Source organism: Janibacter indicus (assembly GCF_900176385.1).
Taxonomy (GTDB): Bacteria; Actinomycetota; Actinomycetes; order Actinomycetales; family Dermatophilaceae; genus Janibacter; species Janibacter indicus.
Map to the genome: position 1 here is coordinate 52,329 of NZ_FWXN01000011.1, position 16,059 is coordinate 68,387.

Below are 16,059 nucleotides of genomic sequence, written 5' to 3' on the forward strand. Positions count from 1 at the left end.
AGGCCGTGTTTCGCGCCCGGTCTGCGGACGTAAAGGCCGCGTTACCCTGCCCGCACACCCGGGGGCGCTGCGCTGTGAGGGCGGGTCGAGACCGCTACGGGGTCTCGGTGAGGAAGACCGTCTCCACCGCGGGCTGACCCTGGCTCAGCTGGTGGGCCGAGCGGGGCAGCTCGGCGACCGAGGCCTCGTGCCGGGCACGCGCGCCCTCGAGGCTGGCGTGCTCGCGCCCGACGACCTCGCCGCCCTCGACGAGCCGCACGAGCAGGTCGCGGTCGTCGGCGTCGCCGATCGGCTGCTCGCCGATGCCGAGGACCTCGGCCTCGACGACACCGAGCGGGTTGCGCCGACGCAGCGCGTACTTGCGGCCGCCGACCGACTGCTTGTCCTTGCTCTTCTTGGCGACGCCGATCATCCGCCCTTCGTCGTCCTCGCGGGCGACGAGCTTGTAGACCATCGACGCTGTCGGGTGGCCCGACCCGGTGACCACCCGGGTGCCGACGCCATAGGTGTCGACGGGGGCGGCTGCCAGCGCCGCGATGGCGTACTCGTCGAGGTCGGAGGTGACGACGATCTTGGTCTCGGTCGCGCCCAGCGCGTCGAGCTGCTCGCGGACCTCGCTCGCCTGGACCACGAGGTCACCGGAGTCGAGACGCACGCCACCGAGGGAGGTGCCGGCGACGTCGACGGCCGTCCTCACCCCTTCGGTCACGTCGTAGGTGTCGACGAGCAGGGTGGTGCCTGCACCCAGCGAGGCCACCTGCGCCTCGAAGGCCTCGCGCTCGCTCTCGTGCAGCAGGGTGAAGGCGTGCGCCGCGGTGCCGCCCGTCGGGACACCGTGCCGCCGCCCCGCCTCGAGGTTGGAGGTAGAGGAAAATCCGGCGATGTAGGCCGCCCGCGCCGCCGCGACCGCCGCCTCGTCGTGCGTGCGACGGCTGCCCATCTCGATGACCGGCCGCGACCCGGCGGCACCGGTCATCCGCGACGCGGCCGAGGCGACGGCGGAGTCGTGGTTGAGGATCGACAGGATCACCGTCTCGAGGATCACGCCGTGGGCGAAGTCGGACTCGACGACGAGGACGGGGGAGTAGGGGAAGTAGGTCTCGCCCTCCGCATAGCCCCAGACGTCCCCGTCGAAGCGGTAGTCGGCGAGGAAGCCGAGAGTGTCCTCGTCGACGACCCGGCGCTCGCGCAGGTCGCGCAGCTCCTCCGGCCCGAAGCGGAAGTCCTCGATGGCGTCGAGCACGCGACCGGTGCCGGCGAGGACCCCGTAGCGGCGCCCGCTCGGCAGCCGCCGCGCGAAGGTCTCGAAGACGCAGCGACGCGACGCCGCGCCGCTGCGCAGGGCGGCCTGGAGCATCGTCAGCTCGTAGTGATCGGTGAGCAGGGCGGTGCTGGGTCGGATCGTCACGCCGGCCACTCTAGGCTGGAGGGCGTGTCCATCGCCCCAGCCGAGCAGCAGACGTCCGAGCCCGACGTCGTCGAGGCCGTCGACACCCCGTGGATCACGTTGGTGTGGAACGACCCCGTCAACCTCATGTCGTACGTGACCTGGGTCTTCCAGACGCACTTCGGCTATCCGAAGCAGCAGGCCGAGAAGCTCATGATGGACGTGCACCTCAAGGGCCGCGCCGTCGTCGCGCACGGCCCCAAGGAGCAGATGGAAGCCGATACGGAGGCGCTGCAGGGCTACGGCCTGTGGGCGACCTTCCAGAAGGACACCTGATGGCCCACGCCTTTGCCGCGGACGGGGACGACCTCGTCGCGATCATGGACGACAACGAGCGGGCGGTCGTCGCCGGCCTGTGCCTGCAGGTCATGGACCTCGTCGCCCCCGCCTCCGTGACGAAGGGGGAGCACGCCGACCCCTTCGAGGCGATCGTCGCGGGGCTGGGTGATCTCGCCACGGATACCGAGCAGGGTGCTGCGGGCGTCGGGGTCCCCGACCGGGCCTTCGGCCTCGACGAGGACCGTGACCCGGCGCTCGACCGGCTCTTCCCGACGGGCAACCGCGAGGACGAGCAGGAGGCGGCGGAGTTCCGTCGCTTCACCGAGCAGGGGCTGCGCCAGCGCAAGCACGACGGGCTCGCTGCGACGGTGCGGCTGCTCGAGGCGGCCGCCGGCGACCGCTGGGTCGTGCCCCGCCGCGAGGCACCCCTCGTGCTCGTTGCCCTGACCGACGTGCGCCTCGTCATGGGGGAGCGGCTCGGGCTGCGCACCGACGAGGACGCCACTCGGCTCGAGGAGCTCGTCGAGACGCTCGACCCCGACGACCCGGCGGTCTTCGCGCTGAGCGTCTACGACTTCCTCACCTGGCTGCAGGAGTCCCTCACCCAGGCGCTCGTCGGTGAGGCGCCGGAGTGAGCGGGAGCCCTTCGCCGATCGGCATCTTCGACTCGGGCTTCGGCGGGCTCACCGTCGCCCGTGCGGTCATCGACCAGCTGCCCCACGAGTCGGTCGCCTACCTCGGCGACACGGCGCGAGCGCCCTACGGTCCCAGGCCGATCGCGCAGACCCGAGAGTTCGCCCTGGAGTGCCTCGACCGGCTCGTCGACCACGGCGTCAAGCTGCTCGTCATCGCGTGCAACACCGCCTCGGCCGCGGTGCTCCACGACGCCCGCGAGCGCTACGACGTACCGGTCATCGAGGTGATCCGACCGGCCGTGCGCCGGGCGGTCCTCGCCACCCGCAACCACAAGGTCGGGGTCATCTCGACCGAGGGTACCCACCGCTCCCGCGCCTACCTCGACGCCTTCGCGGCGGCGCCGCACACGCAGGTCTACTCCCAGCCCTGCCCGCGCTTCGTCGAGCTCGTCGAGGCCGGCACGACCTCCGGGCCGGAGGTGCTCGACGTCGCCCGGGGCTACCTCGACCCCCTTCGTCGGGCAGAGGTGGACACGCTCGTCCTGGGGTGCACGCACTACCCGCTGCTCACCGGTGCCCTGTCCTACGTCATGGGCGAGGGTGTCACCCTCGTCTCATCGGCCGAGGAAACGGCCAAGGACGTCTACCGTGTCCTTGCGGACCACGACCTGCTGCGTCCCGAGTCGCTGCCGGCTCCGGGGCACGGCTTCACCACCACGGGAGACCCGGATCGCTTCCGGTCGCTGGCCCGCCGCTTCCTCGGCCCCGAGGTGGCGGACGTCTTCGGCAACATGGGGGAAGAGTCGTGAGGCTCACCGTCGTCGGGTGCTCCGGGTCCTTCGCGGGCCCCGAGTCGCCGGCTTCCTGCTATCTCGTGACGGCCGAGCACGAGGGGCGCACCTGGCGCATCGTGCTCGACCTCGGCAACGGCGCGCTCGGCGCCCTGCAGCGGCACGCCGACCCCGCCGACCTCGACGCCGTCGTGCTCAGCCACCTGCACCCCGACCACTGCATCGACCTCACCGGCATGTACGTCACCCGCACCTACCGGCCCGAGGGTGCGCTCACCGAGCGCCTGCCGGTCTACGGCCCCGCAGGCGCGGCCGAGCGCCTCGCCGCGGCCTACGAGGGCATCGACGAGGCCGGCATGACCGGGGTCTTGGACTTCCGTCGCATCTCCACGAGCAGGCCGACGCACATCGGACCCTTCGTCGTGCGGCCCTTCCTCGTGAACCACCCGGTCGAGGCGTACGGCTTCCGCGTCGAGGCGGACGGCAGGGTGCTCGCCTACAGCGGTGACACCGACTCGTGCGACGCGCTGTCGCCGCTCTTCGCCGACGCCGACCTCGTGCTCGTCGACTCGGCCTTCGTCGAGGGGCGCGACGAGGTGCGCGGCATCCACCTCACGGGACGACGGGCCGCCGAGGCCGCCGTCGCCGCCGGTGGCGTCCAGCGCCTCATGCTCACGCACATCCCCGCGTGGAACGACCCGCAGGCCTGTCGCGCCGAGGCCGCACAGGTGTGGCCCGGTGAGGTCGAGCTCGCCCGGCCGGACGCCACCTACGAGGTGTGAGCCTCCCGCCGCTGGAGATCAGCGACCTCATCACACCCGGCCCGGCCCGGCGGTCCGAGGCGGCTGCGCGGATGCGTGCCTCGGGGCAGGAGCGGGCAGCGCGGCTCGTCGAGCGACTGCCGGCCACGGACGACGTCCTCGACGCCGGGCACGTCGAGGCGCTCATGCGGCGCGTGCACGCCGAGCTGCAGCGGTTCGGTGAGGAGATGGAGATGCCGCACCGGATCAGCGAGGAGCTCGGCCGCCTGCGAGGACGGACGGGTCGCCCCCTTCGCCGTGTCGTGGACCTGGGCTGCGGCAGCGGTTACGTCCTGCGCTGGCTCAGCCACGACCCGATCCTCGCCGGGGTCGAGCTCGTCGGCGTCGACCACGACCCCGGGCTCATGGCCTGGGCCGGTGAGCTGGCGCGTGCCGACGGCTGCCGGGCGCGGTTCGTCGGCGTCGACGCCTTCGAACCCGGGCTCGCGATCGACGACCCGGAGGCGACCGTCGTCATCTCGTCCGGCGTGCTCCACCACATCCCGGCCACCCACCTGCCGGGATTCTTCGCCCCCACCACGAGGCCGGTGTCGCGGCCTTCGCCCACGACGACCCGGAGCCGGGGCCGGTGACGCGCCTGGGCGCCTGGGTCTTCCACCGGGCACGGATGCGCGTGGCCCTGTCCCGGCACGACGGCAACCTCTCCGCTCGGCGCGCGCACCCCGCGGCCGTCCTCCTGGCCGCCGTCGCCGAGGGCGCGCCAGGTTACGCCGCCCAGTGCATGGCCGGTCAGAGCGTGCGGCACGTCGTGCGACCGGTCATCGGGACGAAGGGGGCCTGATGGGCTGGGTGGTCCTGCTCGGGGTCGTCGTTGCGTTCGACGGTGCCTTCAGCGGGTACCGCGCGGCGCAGGGCCGCACCGGTCGGTTGCCGTCGTGGCGGCGGGACCTGGCAGCCAACGCTCTCGGACTGGCTGTGGCTGTCGCCCTCCTCGTGGTGCCCGTGGTCGTCGGTGCCGTGGTGACGACCGGACCCGAGCGCGAGGCGATCGCCCGTGCGGGAGTGCTGTGGTCGGCCTGGCTCAGCCTGCCGACCCTGCTGGCGGTGCTCGTGCTCGTCACCCTCGGCTGGCGCTGGCGTTACCTCGCGATGGCACTCGTGCTCGGACCGATGACCTGGCTGCGGCCGGTGGCCGCCCTCGCGACGGGCGCGGCTGGTGCCCTGGCCGCGCCCGGGCCGATCGCCGCAACCGCGGTCCTGCTCGCCATGGTGACGGTGCTGCTCGTCGAGCCGGTCGCGGGGCGTGTCGTCGCGCGTCGTACTGCAGTTCACCTCAGTACCGGTGAGGCGTCAGCGGCCTGACGGGTTCGGACGCCGAACTGCAGTACGACACGCGGTGCCGTTCGACGCAGTGCCCTGCGGCTGCTTGGCTGGACCCATGGACGCGCGACTGCCCGCCCCCCTTCGCCCCGGTGACACGATCGCCGTGACTGCACCGAGCTCGGGCGTGGGTCCCGCGCTCTGGCCGCGCCTCGATGTGGCGATCGCCCACCTGCGGCGGCGTGGCTTCGAGGTCATCGAGGGGGTCTGCCTGCGCGATGCCGACGACCACCACGTGAGCGCCTCCAAGGAGGCCCGGGCCGACGAGCTCATGGCCCTGCTCGTGGATCCCGACATCGCCGCCGTCATCCCGCCGTGGGGTGGTGAGACCGGCATCGACGTCCTGCCATACCTCGATCTCGACCTCCTCGCCGAGTGCGAACCGTGCTGGTACGTCGGCTTCTCCGACACTACGACGACGATGCTGCCGCTGACCCTGCGCTCGGGGTGGGCGACCCTCCACGGGATGAACCTCATGGACTCGCCATACGCGCCGGCGACCGGTCACCTGCACTGGCTCGACGTCGCCGCGAGTGAAGGGGGAGCGCTCACCCAGTCCGCGGCCAGCCACAGGCGGGCGAACGGTTGGGACGACTACGTCGGGGACCCCGGCGTCGACGAGATGACGCTCACCGAGCCGACGGCGTGGTCCCTGCTCGAGGGGGAGTCGGCGAGCTTCGCTGGGCCGCTCGTCGGCGGGTGCATCGAGGTGCTCTCGCCGCTGGCGGGGACTCCCTTCGGCGACGTGCGCGGCTGGGCTCAGGAGCAGGACAAGGCGCCGATCGTCCTTCTCGAGGCGGCGGAGGGGAATGCCTTCGAGGTGGCGCGGTGCCTCCACGGGATGCGGCTGGCGGGGTGGTTCGACCGCTGTGCGGGCGTGCTCGTCGGACGGACCTCGGCGCCGGACGCCGAGACCCTGACCCAGCACGACGCCGTCCGTGACGCCCTCGGCGAGCTGGACGTCCCGGTCGTGGTCGACGTGGACTTCGGGCACCAGCAGCCGATGATGCCGCTCGTCCTCGGTGCCACTGCGGAGGTGGAGGTCGGCGTCGGCGTCCAGCGGATCACGCAGGACCTGACCCGCGGACGGTGACTGCTAGCATTGCCATCAGGGAGTGATGGCAATGGCAGCGATTACGGTACGCAATCTGGACGACGAGGTACGAGACGAGCTCCGCCTGCGTGCGGCGAGCCACGGCCACTCGATGGAGGCCGAGGTCCGGTCGATCCTGACCGCGGCAGTCAGTCAGAGACGGCATCGGCCCAACGCGCTCATGGATCTCTACTGGGCCGGGCGGGGTGGAGTCGAGGCCGAGGCGGAGTTCGTGGAGCCACGGGGGGAGGCGGAGCAGCCTCGAGTCGACTTCAGCGGAGCCGAGTTCGGATGATCGCGGTCGACACCAACGTCGTGTCGGAGCTGATGAAGGTCCAGCCCGACCCTGAGGTGATCACCTGGGCCGGTGAGGTGGACCCCGCCGATCTGGCCGTGCCCGCCATCGTGGCAGCTGAGTTGCTGCGCGGACTCGATCGACTCCCGGACGGGGCCCGGCGGGATCGTCTCGAGCGAGCTCTCGATGCCTTCTTCGGGCGTCTCGGCGATGATCGCGTCCTGCCCCTGGATGCTCGCGGGGCTGCGGAGTACGCACACGTCAAGACGGCACGGGACCGTGTTGGCATGCCGATGGGCCCCATGGATGCACTCGTCGCGGCGACGTGCCGCTCGTACGGGGCAGTCCTGGCTACGCGCAACACCAAGGACTTCGTCGGCGTGGGTGTCGAGCTCGTGGATCCCTGGTCTGGCGAGGTGCAGGGATGAACGATGTCGTCGCACTCACCGAGTCAGACGCAGGTGAGCTGCTCACGCTGCAGCGCGGCGCGTACGTCACCGAGGCGCAGGCGCACGACGACCCGCGGCTGCCACCTCTCGTCGAGACGCTCGACGACCTCCGGTCGGCGCTGACCGACCCGGCCGTGACGACCCTCGGGATCCGCGACACCACCGCCCGACTCGTGGCATCGGTCCGGTTGACGCTGCGGACGGGGGAGGGCTGGGCGGAGCTGGGCAGGCTCATGGTGGCGCCCGACCTCCAGGGGCGCGGCCTGGGCGGGCGGCTGCTGGACGTGGTCGACGATCACCTGCCGGCGAGAGTTGTCGGGGTGCGCCTCTTCACCGGCGAGCGGAGCCCGGCCAACCTTCGGCTGTACGCCCGCCACGGGTACGAGGAGACGGGGCGGGAGCAGACACCCGCCGGCTACGCCGTGGTGCACCTCGTCAAGCGGCTGCGCTGATCCCCTTCAGGCAGAAGGGCGTCGCTCACTGACACGGTCCAGCGCCCAGGTGGCGATGCGCTCACCGATGATCTCGGGGGAGCGGGCGAAGGAGTAGTGGTCGACCGGCTTGCCCAGGTCGTCGGGCTGCTTGGCGAAGGCGCAGCGGTCGACGTCCGCGCCGGCGAACATCGCGACCAGTCCGTCGACGGCCGAAGGGGGAGCGAGGGTGTCGTTGTCGAGGTCGACCACGAGCAGCGGCAGGTCGCGATGCGCCAGCCCCGGCGCGATGTCGCGACCGCCGGGGGCGAGCCGGCCGGTCCGGCCGAAGGCCGCCCACTCGACCATGAGGGTCTTCGACTGCGTGCCACCGAAGCCGAAGCGCGTGCCCGGCCAGTAGCCCAGCGCCCGGCTGACGAGGCCGATGAACTGGGTCTGGACCAGCGTCTTGATCCCCTGCTGGTCACGCCAGTAGGGCGTACCCGAGCCGATGAGGACGACGGCGTCGACGTCGGCCTCGTCCGCGGAGAGGTGGGCCGCGAGCACGTGCCCACCGAGGGAGTGGCCGATGGCGACGACCGGGCCGGGATGCTCCCTTCGCAGCTCGTGGACCACGGCGGGCAGCCACGCGTGTGCCAGCGCGTCGTACCCGAGGTCCCGGCCCCGGCCGGATCGCGGGCGTGACTCGCCCTGACCCGGGTAGTCGGCCACGGCGGCGCTGACACCGGCCCGGGCCAGCTCGTCGACGAAGGGCCCGTAGTACCCCGCCGGCACGCCCATCGCGGGCAGCAGCAGCGCGACCGGGGCGTCGTCGCCCGCGGCGCGGGTGCCGTGCAGGACGGTGGTCCCGCCGCCGGGCAGGGTGATCTCGCTGTGCTTCTCCACGGCAGTGAGCGTAAGGGGTCGGCCGATCGTTAGCCTTGAGGACATGTCTGACACCCCCCGCCACGACGGACGCACCCCCGAGCAGCTGCGCGAGGTGCGCATCACCCGCAACTGGCTCGACCACGCCGAGGGCTCGGTGCTCGTCGAGTTCGGCCGGACGCGCGTCCTCGTCGCCGCCTCCTTCGAGGCCGGTGTGCCGCGCTGGCTCAAGGGGCAGGGCACCGGCTGGGTCACCGCCGAGTACGAGATGCTCCCGCGCAGCACCAACACCCGCAGCGGCCGCGAGTCGCGCAAGGGCAAGGTCGGCGGCCGCACCCACGAGATCTCCCGGCTCATCGGCCGCAGCCTGCGCGCCGTCATCGACACCAAGGCGTTGGGGGAGAACACGATCGTCCTCGACTGCGACGTCCTCCAGGCCGACGGCGGCACCCGCACGGCCGCGATCACCGGCGCGTACGTCGCGCTCGCCGACGCCATCGCGGACGCCCGGACCCGCGGCCTGATCGCGGCCAAGGCCGAGCCGCTCACCGGCTCCATCGCCGCCGTCTCGGTCGGCGTCGTCGACGGCCGCGCCGTCTGCGACCTCGACTACCCGGAGGACTCGACCGCCGAGACGGACATGAATGTCGTCATGACCGGCACCGGCGAGTTCGTCGAGGTGCAGGGCACGGCGGAAGGCGCCCCCTTCGACCGGGCGCTCCTCGGCGAGCTGCTCGACCTCGCGACCACCGGCTGCGCCGAGCTCACCACGCGGCAGCAGGCGGCCCTGGCCGAGACCCCGCGCGAGCGCGTGCAGTGACCCGGAGTGTCGTGCTCGCGACGCACAACGAGCACAAGGTCCACGAGTTGCAGCAGATCCTCGGCGGTGCCGATCTCGACCTCGAGATCGTGTCGATGGCCGCCTTCCCGGAGGTCGGGGAGATCGCGGAGACCGAGGTGACCTTCGTCGGCAATGCCCGGCTCAAGGCGGAGCACGTGGCGCAGCGGACCTCCCTTCCCGCGCTCGCGGACGACTCCGGCCTGGCCGTCGAGGTTCTCGGTGGCAGTCCCGGCATCTTCTCCGCGCGGTGGTCGGGTCTGCACGAGGGTGCGGACCTGTCGCGGGCCGACAAGGACCGTCGCAATCTGCAGCTCCTGCTCGACCAGCTCGCGGACGTGCCCGACGAGCACCGTCGGGCGGCCTTCCGTTGCGCGGCGGTCCTCGCGATCCCCGGCGGCACCACCGTGACGAGCGAAGGGGAGGTCCCCGGCGTCGTCGTGCGGGAGCCGGTGGGGGACAACGGGTTTGGTTACGACCCGATCTTCGTCCCCGACGGAGACACCCGCACCCTGGCGCAGTACACCGACGTGGAAAAGAACGCGATCAGCCACCGCGGCCGCGCCTTCCGTGCCATGGTCCCGCTGCTGCGCGAGCAGCTCGCTCCCTGAGGAGGCCGCCCGCGGCCGAGCCTCGAAACCTGCCCGGACCCGCGTCCTGCCTCAAGCGCGGCCGAGGGCCGATCTGGGAGCGTGCCCACGCAAGGACCTGACCATTCAGAGGGGGTCGGTGAACGAGACAGGCGTGTCGGTGGCGTGAGCGTAGGCAATCTCTGAACGAGTGGACTCACCGATGTACCCGCCCGGGTTGACCACGAGCACCCTGTCGGCAAGGTCGATCTTCCGCAGGTGGAGTGCGTCCAGCATGGCCTTCTGGTCGCTCGTGACCTCCCCGTCTATCTCGGCGGGCATGAGGGCGATCAGTCCCGAGACGGTCAGGTCCCGGTGGGCCCTACGCAGGTCATCTGCGAACCGCATCGAACCGCAGATGCACACGATCTCCGGTTGCTCTGACACGGTCCAGTCCTCCGCTCAAATTCTTGTGCCGAAGGCGGGACTTGAACCCGCACGCCCGTGGACACGGCATCCTAAGTGCCGCGCGTCTGCCAATTCCGCCACTTCGGCTCGGTCGTGCAGTCTAGGCGCTGGTGTAGCGACCCGTCTGTCGGCCGGCGAACGTTTCGGTTGTGGAATGGCAGTTCGGACATAGGTAGCGAACGTTCTCAGGCACGTTGTTCGTCATGTCGCCGTCGATGTGATCAACATGCAACGAGATGGCGTGGCCTTGCCAGTTTCCATCGCACCCGCACATCTCGCACTCGTATGGCCGACCGATCTCGTTGAGCGCACGTCGGAGTTGCTCAGGCGTGGTCCGGTTTGCGTCGCGAGGCTTCCGGACGAGGATCTGTGCCGCCGTCAGTGGAGGTCTCGTGGGAGGCCGACCACGTTGCGTGAAGTGAGACGTGTCCACTTCGAGCTTCTTCAGCATGCGACCTATGTGCGCCTGGGTGCCTCCGGCTTGTCTCAACCCCAGGTATCTGAGAATCCCCGCGACCGAAGTCGAGTTGGCAGCAGCCTCTTCCAGCAGTTCCTTTGTGTACTTCCTCCCCATGAATGAACTCTAGAGTTGACCACCGACAACGATTCTCGCTCAGGGAGGTGCCCGGTCAGCGACCACTCCTTCACCACGACCCTCGCGTGGTCGGGCTCGACGGGCGTCGGCTACGACGACTACTCCCGCGAGCACGAGCTGACGATGGCGTCGACGGCGACGCGGGCGAGCAGCGACGTCGCCTTCCGGGGCGATGCATCCCTGCCCAACCCCGAGCAGCTCCTCGTCGCGGCGGCGAGCAGCTGCCAGATGCTCTCCTTCCTCGCCGTCGCCGCGCGGGCCCGCCTCGACGTCGTCGACTACCGGGACGAGGCCGTGGGGGAGATGCCCGAGAGTGAGCGGCCGATGTGGGTGACCCGGATCGTCCTGCGCCCGCACATCACCCTCGGCAGCCCGGCCCCTCGCGCCAAGGTCGAGCGGCTCGTCGAGGTCGCCCACCGGGAGTGCTTCATCGCGCAGAGCCTGCGCAGCGAGATCGTCCTCGAGCCGACCTTCGTCGGGCTCGCCTGATCCCGAGCGATCGGGAGCCGGACCGGCATCAGGTGGTCACCTCGTGCACCATGCCCGTTGGCATGCCGCACCAAGCGACCACCTGACCGGGTCGAGCCGGCCGTCAGCCGCGCTTTCGCCCCGGCACCGACCGCGGGTCGAAGCCGTAGGGCAGCTCCAGCCGATGGGCCGCCATGAGCTCGCCGTCCGAGAGCACCTCGCGCGTCGCGGCGTCGGCGACCATCCTCCCTTCGGAGAGCACGACCGAGCGCTCGCACAGCTGGAGGGCGTACGGCAGGTCGTGCGTCACCATGAGCACCGTGATGTCGAGGCCGTCGACGATCTCGGCGAGCTCGCGACGCGAGGCCGGGTCGAGGTTGCTGCTCGGCTCGTCGAGCACGAGGATCTCCGGTCGCATCGCGAGCACGGTCGCGACCGCGACGCGCCGCTTCTGCCCGAAGGACAGGTGGTGCGGGGGACGGTCGGCGACGTCGAGCATGCCGACGGCCGTGAGGGCCTCCTCGACCCGGGCGTCGACCTCGTCCGCAGAGAGCCCGAGGTTGCGCGGGCCGAAGGCCACGTCCTGCGCCACGGTCGTCAGGAAGAGCTGGTCGTCGGGGTCCTGGAAGACCACCCCGACCCGGCGTCGTACCTCGAGCAGGTGATCGCGCTCGACGGGCAGCCCAGAGACGGAGACCGAGCCGCTGGACGGGGTGAGGATCCCGTTGAGGTGGAGCACGAGCGTCGTCTTGCCGGCGCCGTTGGGTCCGAGCAGGGCGACCCGCTCACCGGGGTGGATGTGCAGGTCGACCCCGTCGAGCGCCCGGTGCCCGTCGGGGTAGAGGTGGCGCAGGCCGCGCAGGTCGATGACCGGGATGCTCATGCGCCCAGCCTCGCAAACGCGAGCACGATCGCCGCGCCGAGGGGCAGCAGCATCGCCACTGCCCACGTGGCGCCGGGCACGGGTGTCCGCTCGACGTGGGTCCGCCCGTCGAACCCGCGCGCGAGCATCGCGAGGTGCACCCGCTCGCCCCGCTCATAGCTGCGGACGAAGAGCGAGCCCGCGGTGCTCGCGAGCGCCGGCCACGCCCGAAGCCCGCGACCGCTGAAGCCCCGCGACTCCCGGGCCACCCGCATCGCCCGCAGCTGCCCGGTGACGATGTCGGCGTAGCGAACCATGAAGCCGAGGATGAGCACGAGCTGACCGGGCAGCCGCAGCCGTGCCAGCCCCGTGACGATGTCGGCCGGCTCGGTCGTCGCGGCGAGCAGCAGCGAGGCGCCGACGCCGAGCGTGCCCTTGGCCAAGAGGTTCCACGCGCCCCACAGCCCCGCCTCCGACAGCGACAGCGGCCCGACGTCGACCCGCGGCCCCGTCGCGACGAACGGCATGAGCAGCGCGAAGACGACGAAGGGCACCTCGACGAGCAGTCGCGGGGCCAGGTGCCGCAGCGGGACCCGGCTGGCGAGGACGGCACCCAGCAGGAGCAGTGCCTGCACCCCCAGGGCCCAGACCGCCTCTCGGGGGGTGAGCACGACCGCGACGACATAGGCGAGGGTCGCGACGATCTTGACGTGCGCCGGCAGCGCGTGCAGCCGCGTGCGCCCGTGGGTGGTCAGCGCGTGGCCGTGCGGTCCGCCCACGTCAGTCGCGGCGGCGGACCAGCCGCAGCACGAGCCACATGACGGCGCCGGTGAGCGCGACGCCCACGATGCCCGCGACCGGACCCGACAGGGCGCCGCCCACCCCCTTCGTCTCGTAGTCGGCGAAGGGGGAGCCGGCCGCGCCGTGGTCACCGGCGGCGTCGGCGAAACCAAGGGTCTCGGCGACGTGCTCGAGGCCGTCGGGGTGCCCGGAGGCCCAGGTGCTCACCACGGCAGCGAGGAGCAGGCAGACCACGAGACCGCCGACGACGAGGGTGCGGGTCGAGATGCACGACCTCATCGGACGACCACCGCCTCGACGTCCGCGCCACCCCGGGGCAGGTGCTCGGCGCCGCGCACGAGATCGGGTCGCACCCCCACGACGGCCGAGACGACGAGGCCGGTGATGACCGCCTCCCCGATGCCGATGAGCAGGTGCCAGCTCACCATGGCGGTGAGGAGGGCGCCTCCGTCGACGGGCGCGGTGCCGCCGAGCGTGAAGAGCCCGGCGAAGACCACCGCGGACGAGGGTACGGACACGAAGGCGCCGATCGCGGCGGCCACGGGGATGCTGGCCGGCCGCGCCGGCAGGAGGCGTCGCGCGAGGACGAAGACGACCCAGCCGACCCACACGCCGACGAGCGCCATGAGTGTGACGTTGGTTCCGAGGGCGGTGAGGCCGCCGTCAGCGAAGACGAGCGCCTGGACGAGCAGGACGACGGTGATGCACAGGGTGGCGGTCCACGGTCCCACGAGGACTGCCGCGAGTGCACCGCCGAGGAGGTGGCCGGAGGTGCCGCCGGCGACGGGGAAATTCAGCATCTGGGCGGCGAAGACGAAGGTGGCGACGAGACCGGCGAGCGGGGCCACCCGGTCGTCGAGATCGCTCGGGGTTCGTCGCAGCGCTAGGGCCACCCCCGCGATCGCCACACCCCCCGTGGCGAGGGAGGTCGGAGCATCGAGGAAAGCATCGGGCACGTGCATAGGTCACTCCTACGTGACTCTGCCCCTGGGAGGATAGGTTGGGGTGACCATACTGCATTCCGCCGAGACAGGAGATGCGATCCGTGGGCGAGAGACTCACCCCGGGCGATGCAGCCCCCGACTTCACCCTCCCTGACGACACCGGCGCGCAGGTCACGCTGAGCGACCTGCGCGGCAAGCGCGTCATCGTCTACTTCTACCCGGCGGCGATGACCCCCGGGTGCACCAAGCAGGCCTGCGACTTCAGCGACTCCCTCGAGGCGCTCCGGGCCGCCGACACCGAGGTCGTCGGCATCTCGCCCGACAGCCCCGACAAGCTGGCCCGCTTCCGCGAGCGCGACGGGCTGACCATCACCCTCCTCTCCGACGCGGACAAGTCGGTGATGACGGCCTGGGGCGCTTATGGTGAGAAGAAGTTGTACGGCAAGGTCGTCGAGGGAGTGATTCGCTCGACGATCGTCGTCGGACCCGATGGCGTGGTCACCCACGCCCAGTACAACGTCAAGGCGACGGGCCACGTGGCCCGTATCCGCCGCGACCTCGGCATCGAGTAGGACAGGACCCCACGTGAGCAATGACAACCCGAGCATGACCAAGCTCGAGAACGACATCATCACGACCCGAGACCGACTGGCCCAGACGATCGACGAGCTGACGGTCCGCGCGGCGCCCAAGAACGTCGTCGCCCGGCAGAAGGCGCAGGCCAGGGCCTCCTTCGCCCAGGCGACCCGGACCGAGTCCGGTGAGCTGCGCATGGACCGCGTGGCCATCGCGGCCGCCGCAGTCGTCGGTCTCGTCGTGCTCAAGGCGATCTCCACCAGCCGCAAGCACAAGAAGTGGGAGCGCCAGCGCGCCAAGCGCTCCTGGTGAGCCCCGCACCGCCTCGAAGGGGGTCGCACCAGCGGGTGCGGCCCCCTTCGTCATGCCCGGCCGGGCGCCTCGTCAGGCCCCGGCAGCCCTGTCGCGGAGTCGATTTCGTCCCTGCGTCATCGTGGTGCTAATGTTTCTCCTCGCGCGCCAATAGCTCAATTGGCAGAGCAGCTGACTCTTAATCAGCGGGTTCGGGGTTCGAGTCCCTGTTGGCGCACAGTGTCGAAGGCCCGGTTTTCCGGGCCTTTCGCATGTCCGGGACCGGTTGTCCCGTCGACGACGCAGGGCCCCACCGCGATGCGGTGGGGCCCTGCGTCGTGTCGGCCGGGAGCGGGTCAGCCGCGCCACTCCTCGAGGTCGACGTGCTCGTCCTCCTCGGTGTCGCGCCGGCCGCGCAGGGCCAGCCCGATGCCCGCGAGGACCACGAGGACGGCACCGATGATCGCGGCCCAGCCCCAGGCGGGGAAGCCGCCGCTGCTCGAGGTGTCGTCGCCCTCGACGGGCGCCGCGGTGTCGCTGGACGTGCTCGAGCCCTCACCGCTCGGCTCGGTCTCGCCGTCACCGGAGGTGCTCGAAGAGCTGCTGGAGCTCGAGGTGCTCGTCGACGACGGCTCGCTCGTCGAGGAGCTCGGGGCGCTCGTGCTCGTCGGAGCCGAGGTCGTGGACTCGCTCGGGGGCGGCGGGGTGGTCGCGCTCGAGCTGGGGGAGTCGCTCGTCGCGCCCCCACCCGAGGTCGTGGTCTCGCTGGAGCCGTCGTCACCGGCGCCGGTGTCACCACCGGGCGGGGCGTAGGTGAAGGAGAGGGACCCGCTGATGGGGTGCCCGTCGGCGCTCACGACCTTGTAGGTGACGGTGTAGGAGCCGGACTTCAGCGAGGACTTGATCGGCTGGTAGACGGTGTTGCCCTCGATCTCGAGGTCCCCGTCGGTGACGTCGGTCGACCCGCTCTTGACGCTCACCTGGTTGAGCCCGTCCTTGATCGGCTCGTTGAAGCGCAGCATGATCTCCGGCGGCGTGGCCGTGAGCGTCGAACCGTCCTTGGGGCTCGAGGCCTCCAGCCGCGCGTGCGCTGCGGCGGGGGAAGCCAGGGTGACCATCGTCGCGAGCATCGCTGCGAGAGCGAGGATCGCGGTCGTGCCACGGGCGAAGGGGGGTGCGGTCCGGGGTGTCGTCGTCACCTGACCCATCGTGCCCGATGTGC

At 71.3% G+C, this 16,059-nt stretch carries 25 protein-coding genes and 2 tRNA genes; 17 read left to right on the forward strand and 10 right to left on the reverse strand.

Annotated features, from left to right (window positions below; genetic code table 11):
- Positions 1-94 precede the first annotated feature (94 nt).
- Complete coding sequence (locus tag B9B60_RS13605; RefSeq protein ID WP_084452216.1) at positions 95-1,417, reverse strand: nicotinate phosphoribosyltransferase; 1,323 nt, start codon at positions 1,415-1,417, stop codon at positions 95-97.
- Positions 1,418-1,432: 15 nt separating this feature from the next.
- Here B9B60_RS13605 and clpS point away from each other — a divergent pair, with 15 nt between their 5' ends.
- The 11 genes from clpS to B9B60_RS13660 all read left to right on the forward strand — a co-directional run bounded on the left by clpS (position 1,433) and on the right by B9B60_RS13660 (position 7,582).
- A complete protein-coding gene (gene clpS, locus B9B60_RS13610; RefSeq protein ID WP_084452218.1) occupies positions 1,433-1,723 on the forward strand; it encodes an ATP-dependent Clp protease adapter ClpS in 291 nt (96 codons plus the stop codon).
- Positions 1,723-2,361, forward strand: coding sequence for a DUF2017 family protein (locus B9B60_RS13615; RefSeq protein ID WP_084452220.1), 639 nt, complete (start codon positions 1,723-1,725; stop codon positions 2,359-2,361). Before clpS ends, B9B60_RS13615 begins: the two co-directional genes overlap by 1 nt.
- The gene (murI, locus tag B9B60_RS13620; RefSeq protein WP_084452221.1) at positions 2,358-3,170 is read left to right on the forward strand and encodes a glutamate racemase; all 813 of its coding nucleotides are present in this window, start codon (positions 2,358-2,360) and stop codon (positions 3,168-3,170) included. The genes B9B60_RS13615 and murI overlap by 4 nt, the downstream gene beginning before the upstream one ends.
- Complete coding sequence (locus tag B9B60_RS13625) at positions 3,167-3,934, forward strand: MBL fold metallo-hydrolase (protein WP_084452223.1); 768 nt, start codon at positions 3,167-3,169, stop codon at positions 3,932-3,934. The genes murI and B9B60_RS13625 overlap by 4 nt, the downstream gene beginning before the upstream one ends.
- Positions 3,931-4,545, forward strand: coding sequence for a class I SAM-dependent methyltransferase (locus B9B60_RS13630; RefSeq protein WP_084452225.1), 615 nt, complete (start codon positions 3,931-3,933; stop codon positions 4,543-4,545). Before B9B60_RS13625 ends, B9B60_RS13630 begins: the two co-directional genes overlap by 4 nt.
- A complete protein-coding gene (locus B9B60_RS13635) occupies positions 4,542-4,754 on the forward strand; it encodes a hypothetical protein (RefSeq protein ID WP_084452226.1) in 213 nt (70 codons plus the stop codon). Before B9B60_RS13630 ends, B9B60_RS13635 begins: the two co-directional genes overlap by 4 nt.
- Positions 4,754-5,275 (forward strand): hypothetical protein, encoded by a 522-nt coding sequence (locus B9B60_RS13640; protein ID WP_084452228.1) that lies wholly within the window; start codon positions 4,754-4,756, stop codon positions 5,273-5,275. The genes B9B60_RS13635 and B9B60_RS13640 overlap by 1 nt, the downstream gene beginning before the upstream one ends.
- 76 nt (positions 5,276-5,351) lie before the next feature.
- A complete protein-coding gene (locus B9B60_RS13645; protein ID WP_084452230.1) occupies positions 5,352-6,386 on the forward strand; it encodes a S66 family peptidase in 1,035 nt (344 codons plus the stop codon).
- 31 nt (positions 6,387-6,417) lie between these two features.
- Positions 6,418-6,681, forward strand: a complete 264-nt coding sequence (locus tag B9B60_RS17870) for a FitA-like ribbon-helix-helix domain-containing protein (protein WP_084452367.1) — start codon at positions 6,418-6,420, stop codon at positions 6,679-6,681.
- On the forward strand, positions 6,678-7,109 hold the full coding sequence (locus B9B60_RS13655; RefSeq protein WP_084452232.1) for a type II toxin-antitoxin system VapC family toxin: 432 nt from the start codon (positions 6,678-6,680) through the stop codon (positions 7,107-7,109). Before B9B60_RS17870 ends, B9B60_RS13655 begins: the two co-directional genes overlap by 4 nt.
- A complete protein-coding gene (locus tag B9B60_RS13660) occupies positions 7,106-7,582 on the forward strand; it encodes a GNAT family N-acetyltransferase (protein ID WP_084452235.1) in 477 nt (158 codons plus the stop codon). The genes B9B60_RS13655 and B9B60_RS13660 overlap by 4 nt, the downstream gene beginning before the upstream one ends.
- A gap of 6 nt (positions 7,583-7,588) precedes the next feature.
- Here B9B60_RS13660 and B9B60_RS13665 read toward each other — a convergent pair whose 3' ends face one another.
- Entirely contained in the window at positions 7,589-8,446 is an 858-nt protein-coding gene (locus B9B60_RS13665; protein WP_159451214.1) for an alpha/beta hydrolase family protein, read from the reverse strand.
- 43 nt (positions 8,447-8,489) lie between these two features.
- Here B9B60_RS13665 and rph point away from each other — a divergent pair, with 43 nt between their 5' ends.
- Both rph and rdgB read left to right on the forward strand, forming a co-directional pair.
- Positions 8,490-9,245 carry a ribonuclease PH gene (rph, locus tag B9B60_RS13670; protein ID WP_084452237.1) on the forward strand — a complete coding sequence of 252 codons (756 nt, stop codon included), beginning with the start codon at positions 8,490-8,492 and terminating at the stop codon, positions 9,243-9,245.
- On the forward strand, positions 9,242-9,874 hold the full coding sequence (rdgB, locus tag B9B60_RS13675; protein WP_084452239.1) for an RdgB/HAM1 family non-canonical purine NTP pyrophosphatase: 633 nt from the start codon (positions 9,242-9,244) through the stop codon (positions 9,872-9,874). The genes rph and rdgB overlap by 4 nt, the downstream gene beginning before the upstream one ends.
- A 105-nt stretch (positions 9,875-9,979) precedes the next feature.
- Here the strand turns inward: rdgB and B9B60_RS13680 are convergent, their stop codons facing one another.
- From B9B60_RS13680 to B9B60_RS13690, 3 genes are all read right to left on the reverse strand, one after another.
- Entirely contained in the window at positions 9,980-10,279 is a 300-nt protein-coding gene (locus B9B60_RS13680; RefSeq protein ID WP_143445591.1) for a hypothetical protein, read from the reverse strand.
- 26 nt (positions 10,280-10,305) lie between these two features.
- Positions 10,306-10,387: transfer RNA gene (locus B9B60_RS13685), tRNA-Leu, on the reverse strand.
- A 13-nt stretch (positions 10,388-10,400) separates the two neighbouring features.
- Positions 10,401-10,874 carry an HNH endonuclease signature motif containing protein gene (locus B9B60_RS13690; RefSeq protein WP_084452241.1) on the reverse strand — a complete coding sequence of 158 codons (474 nt, stop codon included), beginning with the start codon at positions 10,872-10,874 and terminating at the stop codon, positions 10,401-10,403.
- A gap of 15 nt (positions 10,875-10,889) precedes the next feature.
- Between B9B60_RS13690 and B9B60_RS13695 the strand changes: the two genes are divergently transcribed.
- The gene (locus tag B9B60_RS13695) at positions 10,890-11,384 is read left to right on the forward strand and encodes an OsmC family protein (protein ID WP_072625085.1); all 495 of its coding nucleotides are present in this window, start codon (positions 10,890-10,892) and stop codon (positions 11,382-11,384) included.
- A gap of 103 nt (positions 11,385-11,487) precedes the next feature.
- On the opposite strand, the gene B9B60_RS13700 is transcribed toward B9B60_RS13695, so the two are convergent.
- Genes B9B60_RS13700 through B9B60_RS13710 form a run of 4 tightly spaced genes read right to left on the reverse strand, consistent with a single transcriptional unit; the run spans position 11,488 to position 13,988 of the window.
- A complete protein-coding gene (locus B9B60_RS13700) occupies positions 11,488-12,246 on the reverse strand; it encodes an energy-coupling factor ABC transporter ATP-binding protein (RefSeq protein ID WP_084452243.1) in 759 nt (252 codons plus the stop codon).
- Entirely contained in the window at positions 12,243-13,004 is a 762-nt protein-coding gene (gene cbiQ, locus B9B60_RS13705) for a cobalt ECF transporter T component CbiQ (RefSeq protein WP_084452245.1), read from the reverse strand. The genes B9B60_RS13700 and cbiQ overlap by 4 nt, the downstream gene beginning before the upstream one ends.
- A gap of 1 nt (position 13,005) precedes the next feature.
- Complete coding sequence (locus tag B9B60_RS16970) at positions 13,006-13,305, reverse strand: PDGLE domain-containing protein (protein ID WP_143445592.1); 300 nt, start codon at positions 13,303-13,305, stop codon at positions 13,006-13,008.
- Positions 13,302-13,988 (reverse strand): energy-coupling factor ABC transporter permease, encoded by a 687-nt coding sequence (locus B9B60_RS13710; protein WP_143445593.1) that lies wholly within the window; start codon positions 13,986-13,988, stop codon positions 13,302-13,304. Before B9B60_RS13710 ends, B9B60_RS16970 begins: the two co-directional genes overlap by 4 nt.
- 74 nt (positions 13,989-14,062) lie before the next feature.
- Between B9B60_RS13710 and bcp the strand changes: the two genes are divergently transcribed.
- From bcp to B9B60_RS13725, 3 genes are all read left to right on the forward strand, one after another.
- Positions 14,063-14,542, forward strand: coding sequence for a thioredoxin-dependent thiol peroxidase (bcp, locus tag B9B60_RS13715; RefSeq protein ID WP_234993879.1), 480 nt, complete (start codon positions 14,063-14,065; stop codon positions 14,540-14,542).
- Positions 14,543-14,555: 13 nt separating this feature from the next.
- Positions 14,556-14,858: a DUF3618 domain-containing protein gene (locus B9B60_RS13720; RefSeq protein WP_072625079.1), complete on the forward strand. Its 303-nt coding sequence runs from the start codon at positions 14,556-14,558 to the stop codon at positions 14,856-14,858.
- 144 nt (positions 14,859-15,002) lie between these two features.
- Positions 15,003-15,075: transfer RNA gene (locus B9B60_RS13725), tRNA-Lys, on the forward strand.
- A 118-nt stretch (positions 15,076-15,193) separates the two neighbouring features.
- Here the strand turns inward: B9B60_RS13725 and B9B60_RS13730 are convergent.
- Positions 15,194-16,036: a copper resistance CopC family protein gene (locus B9B60_RS13730; protein ID WP_159451215.1), complete on the reverse strand. Its 843-nt coding sequence runs from the start codon at positions 16,034-16,036 to the stop codon at positions 15,194-15,196.
- Positions 16,037-16,059 lie beyond the last annotated feature (23 nt).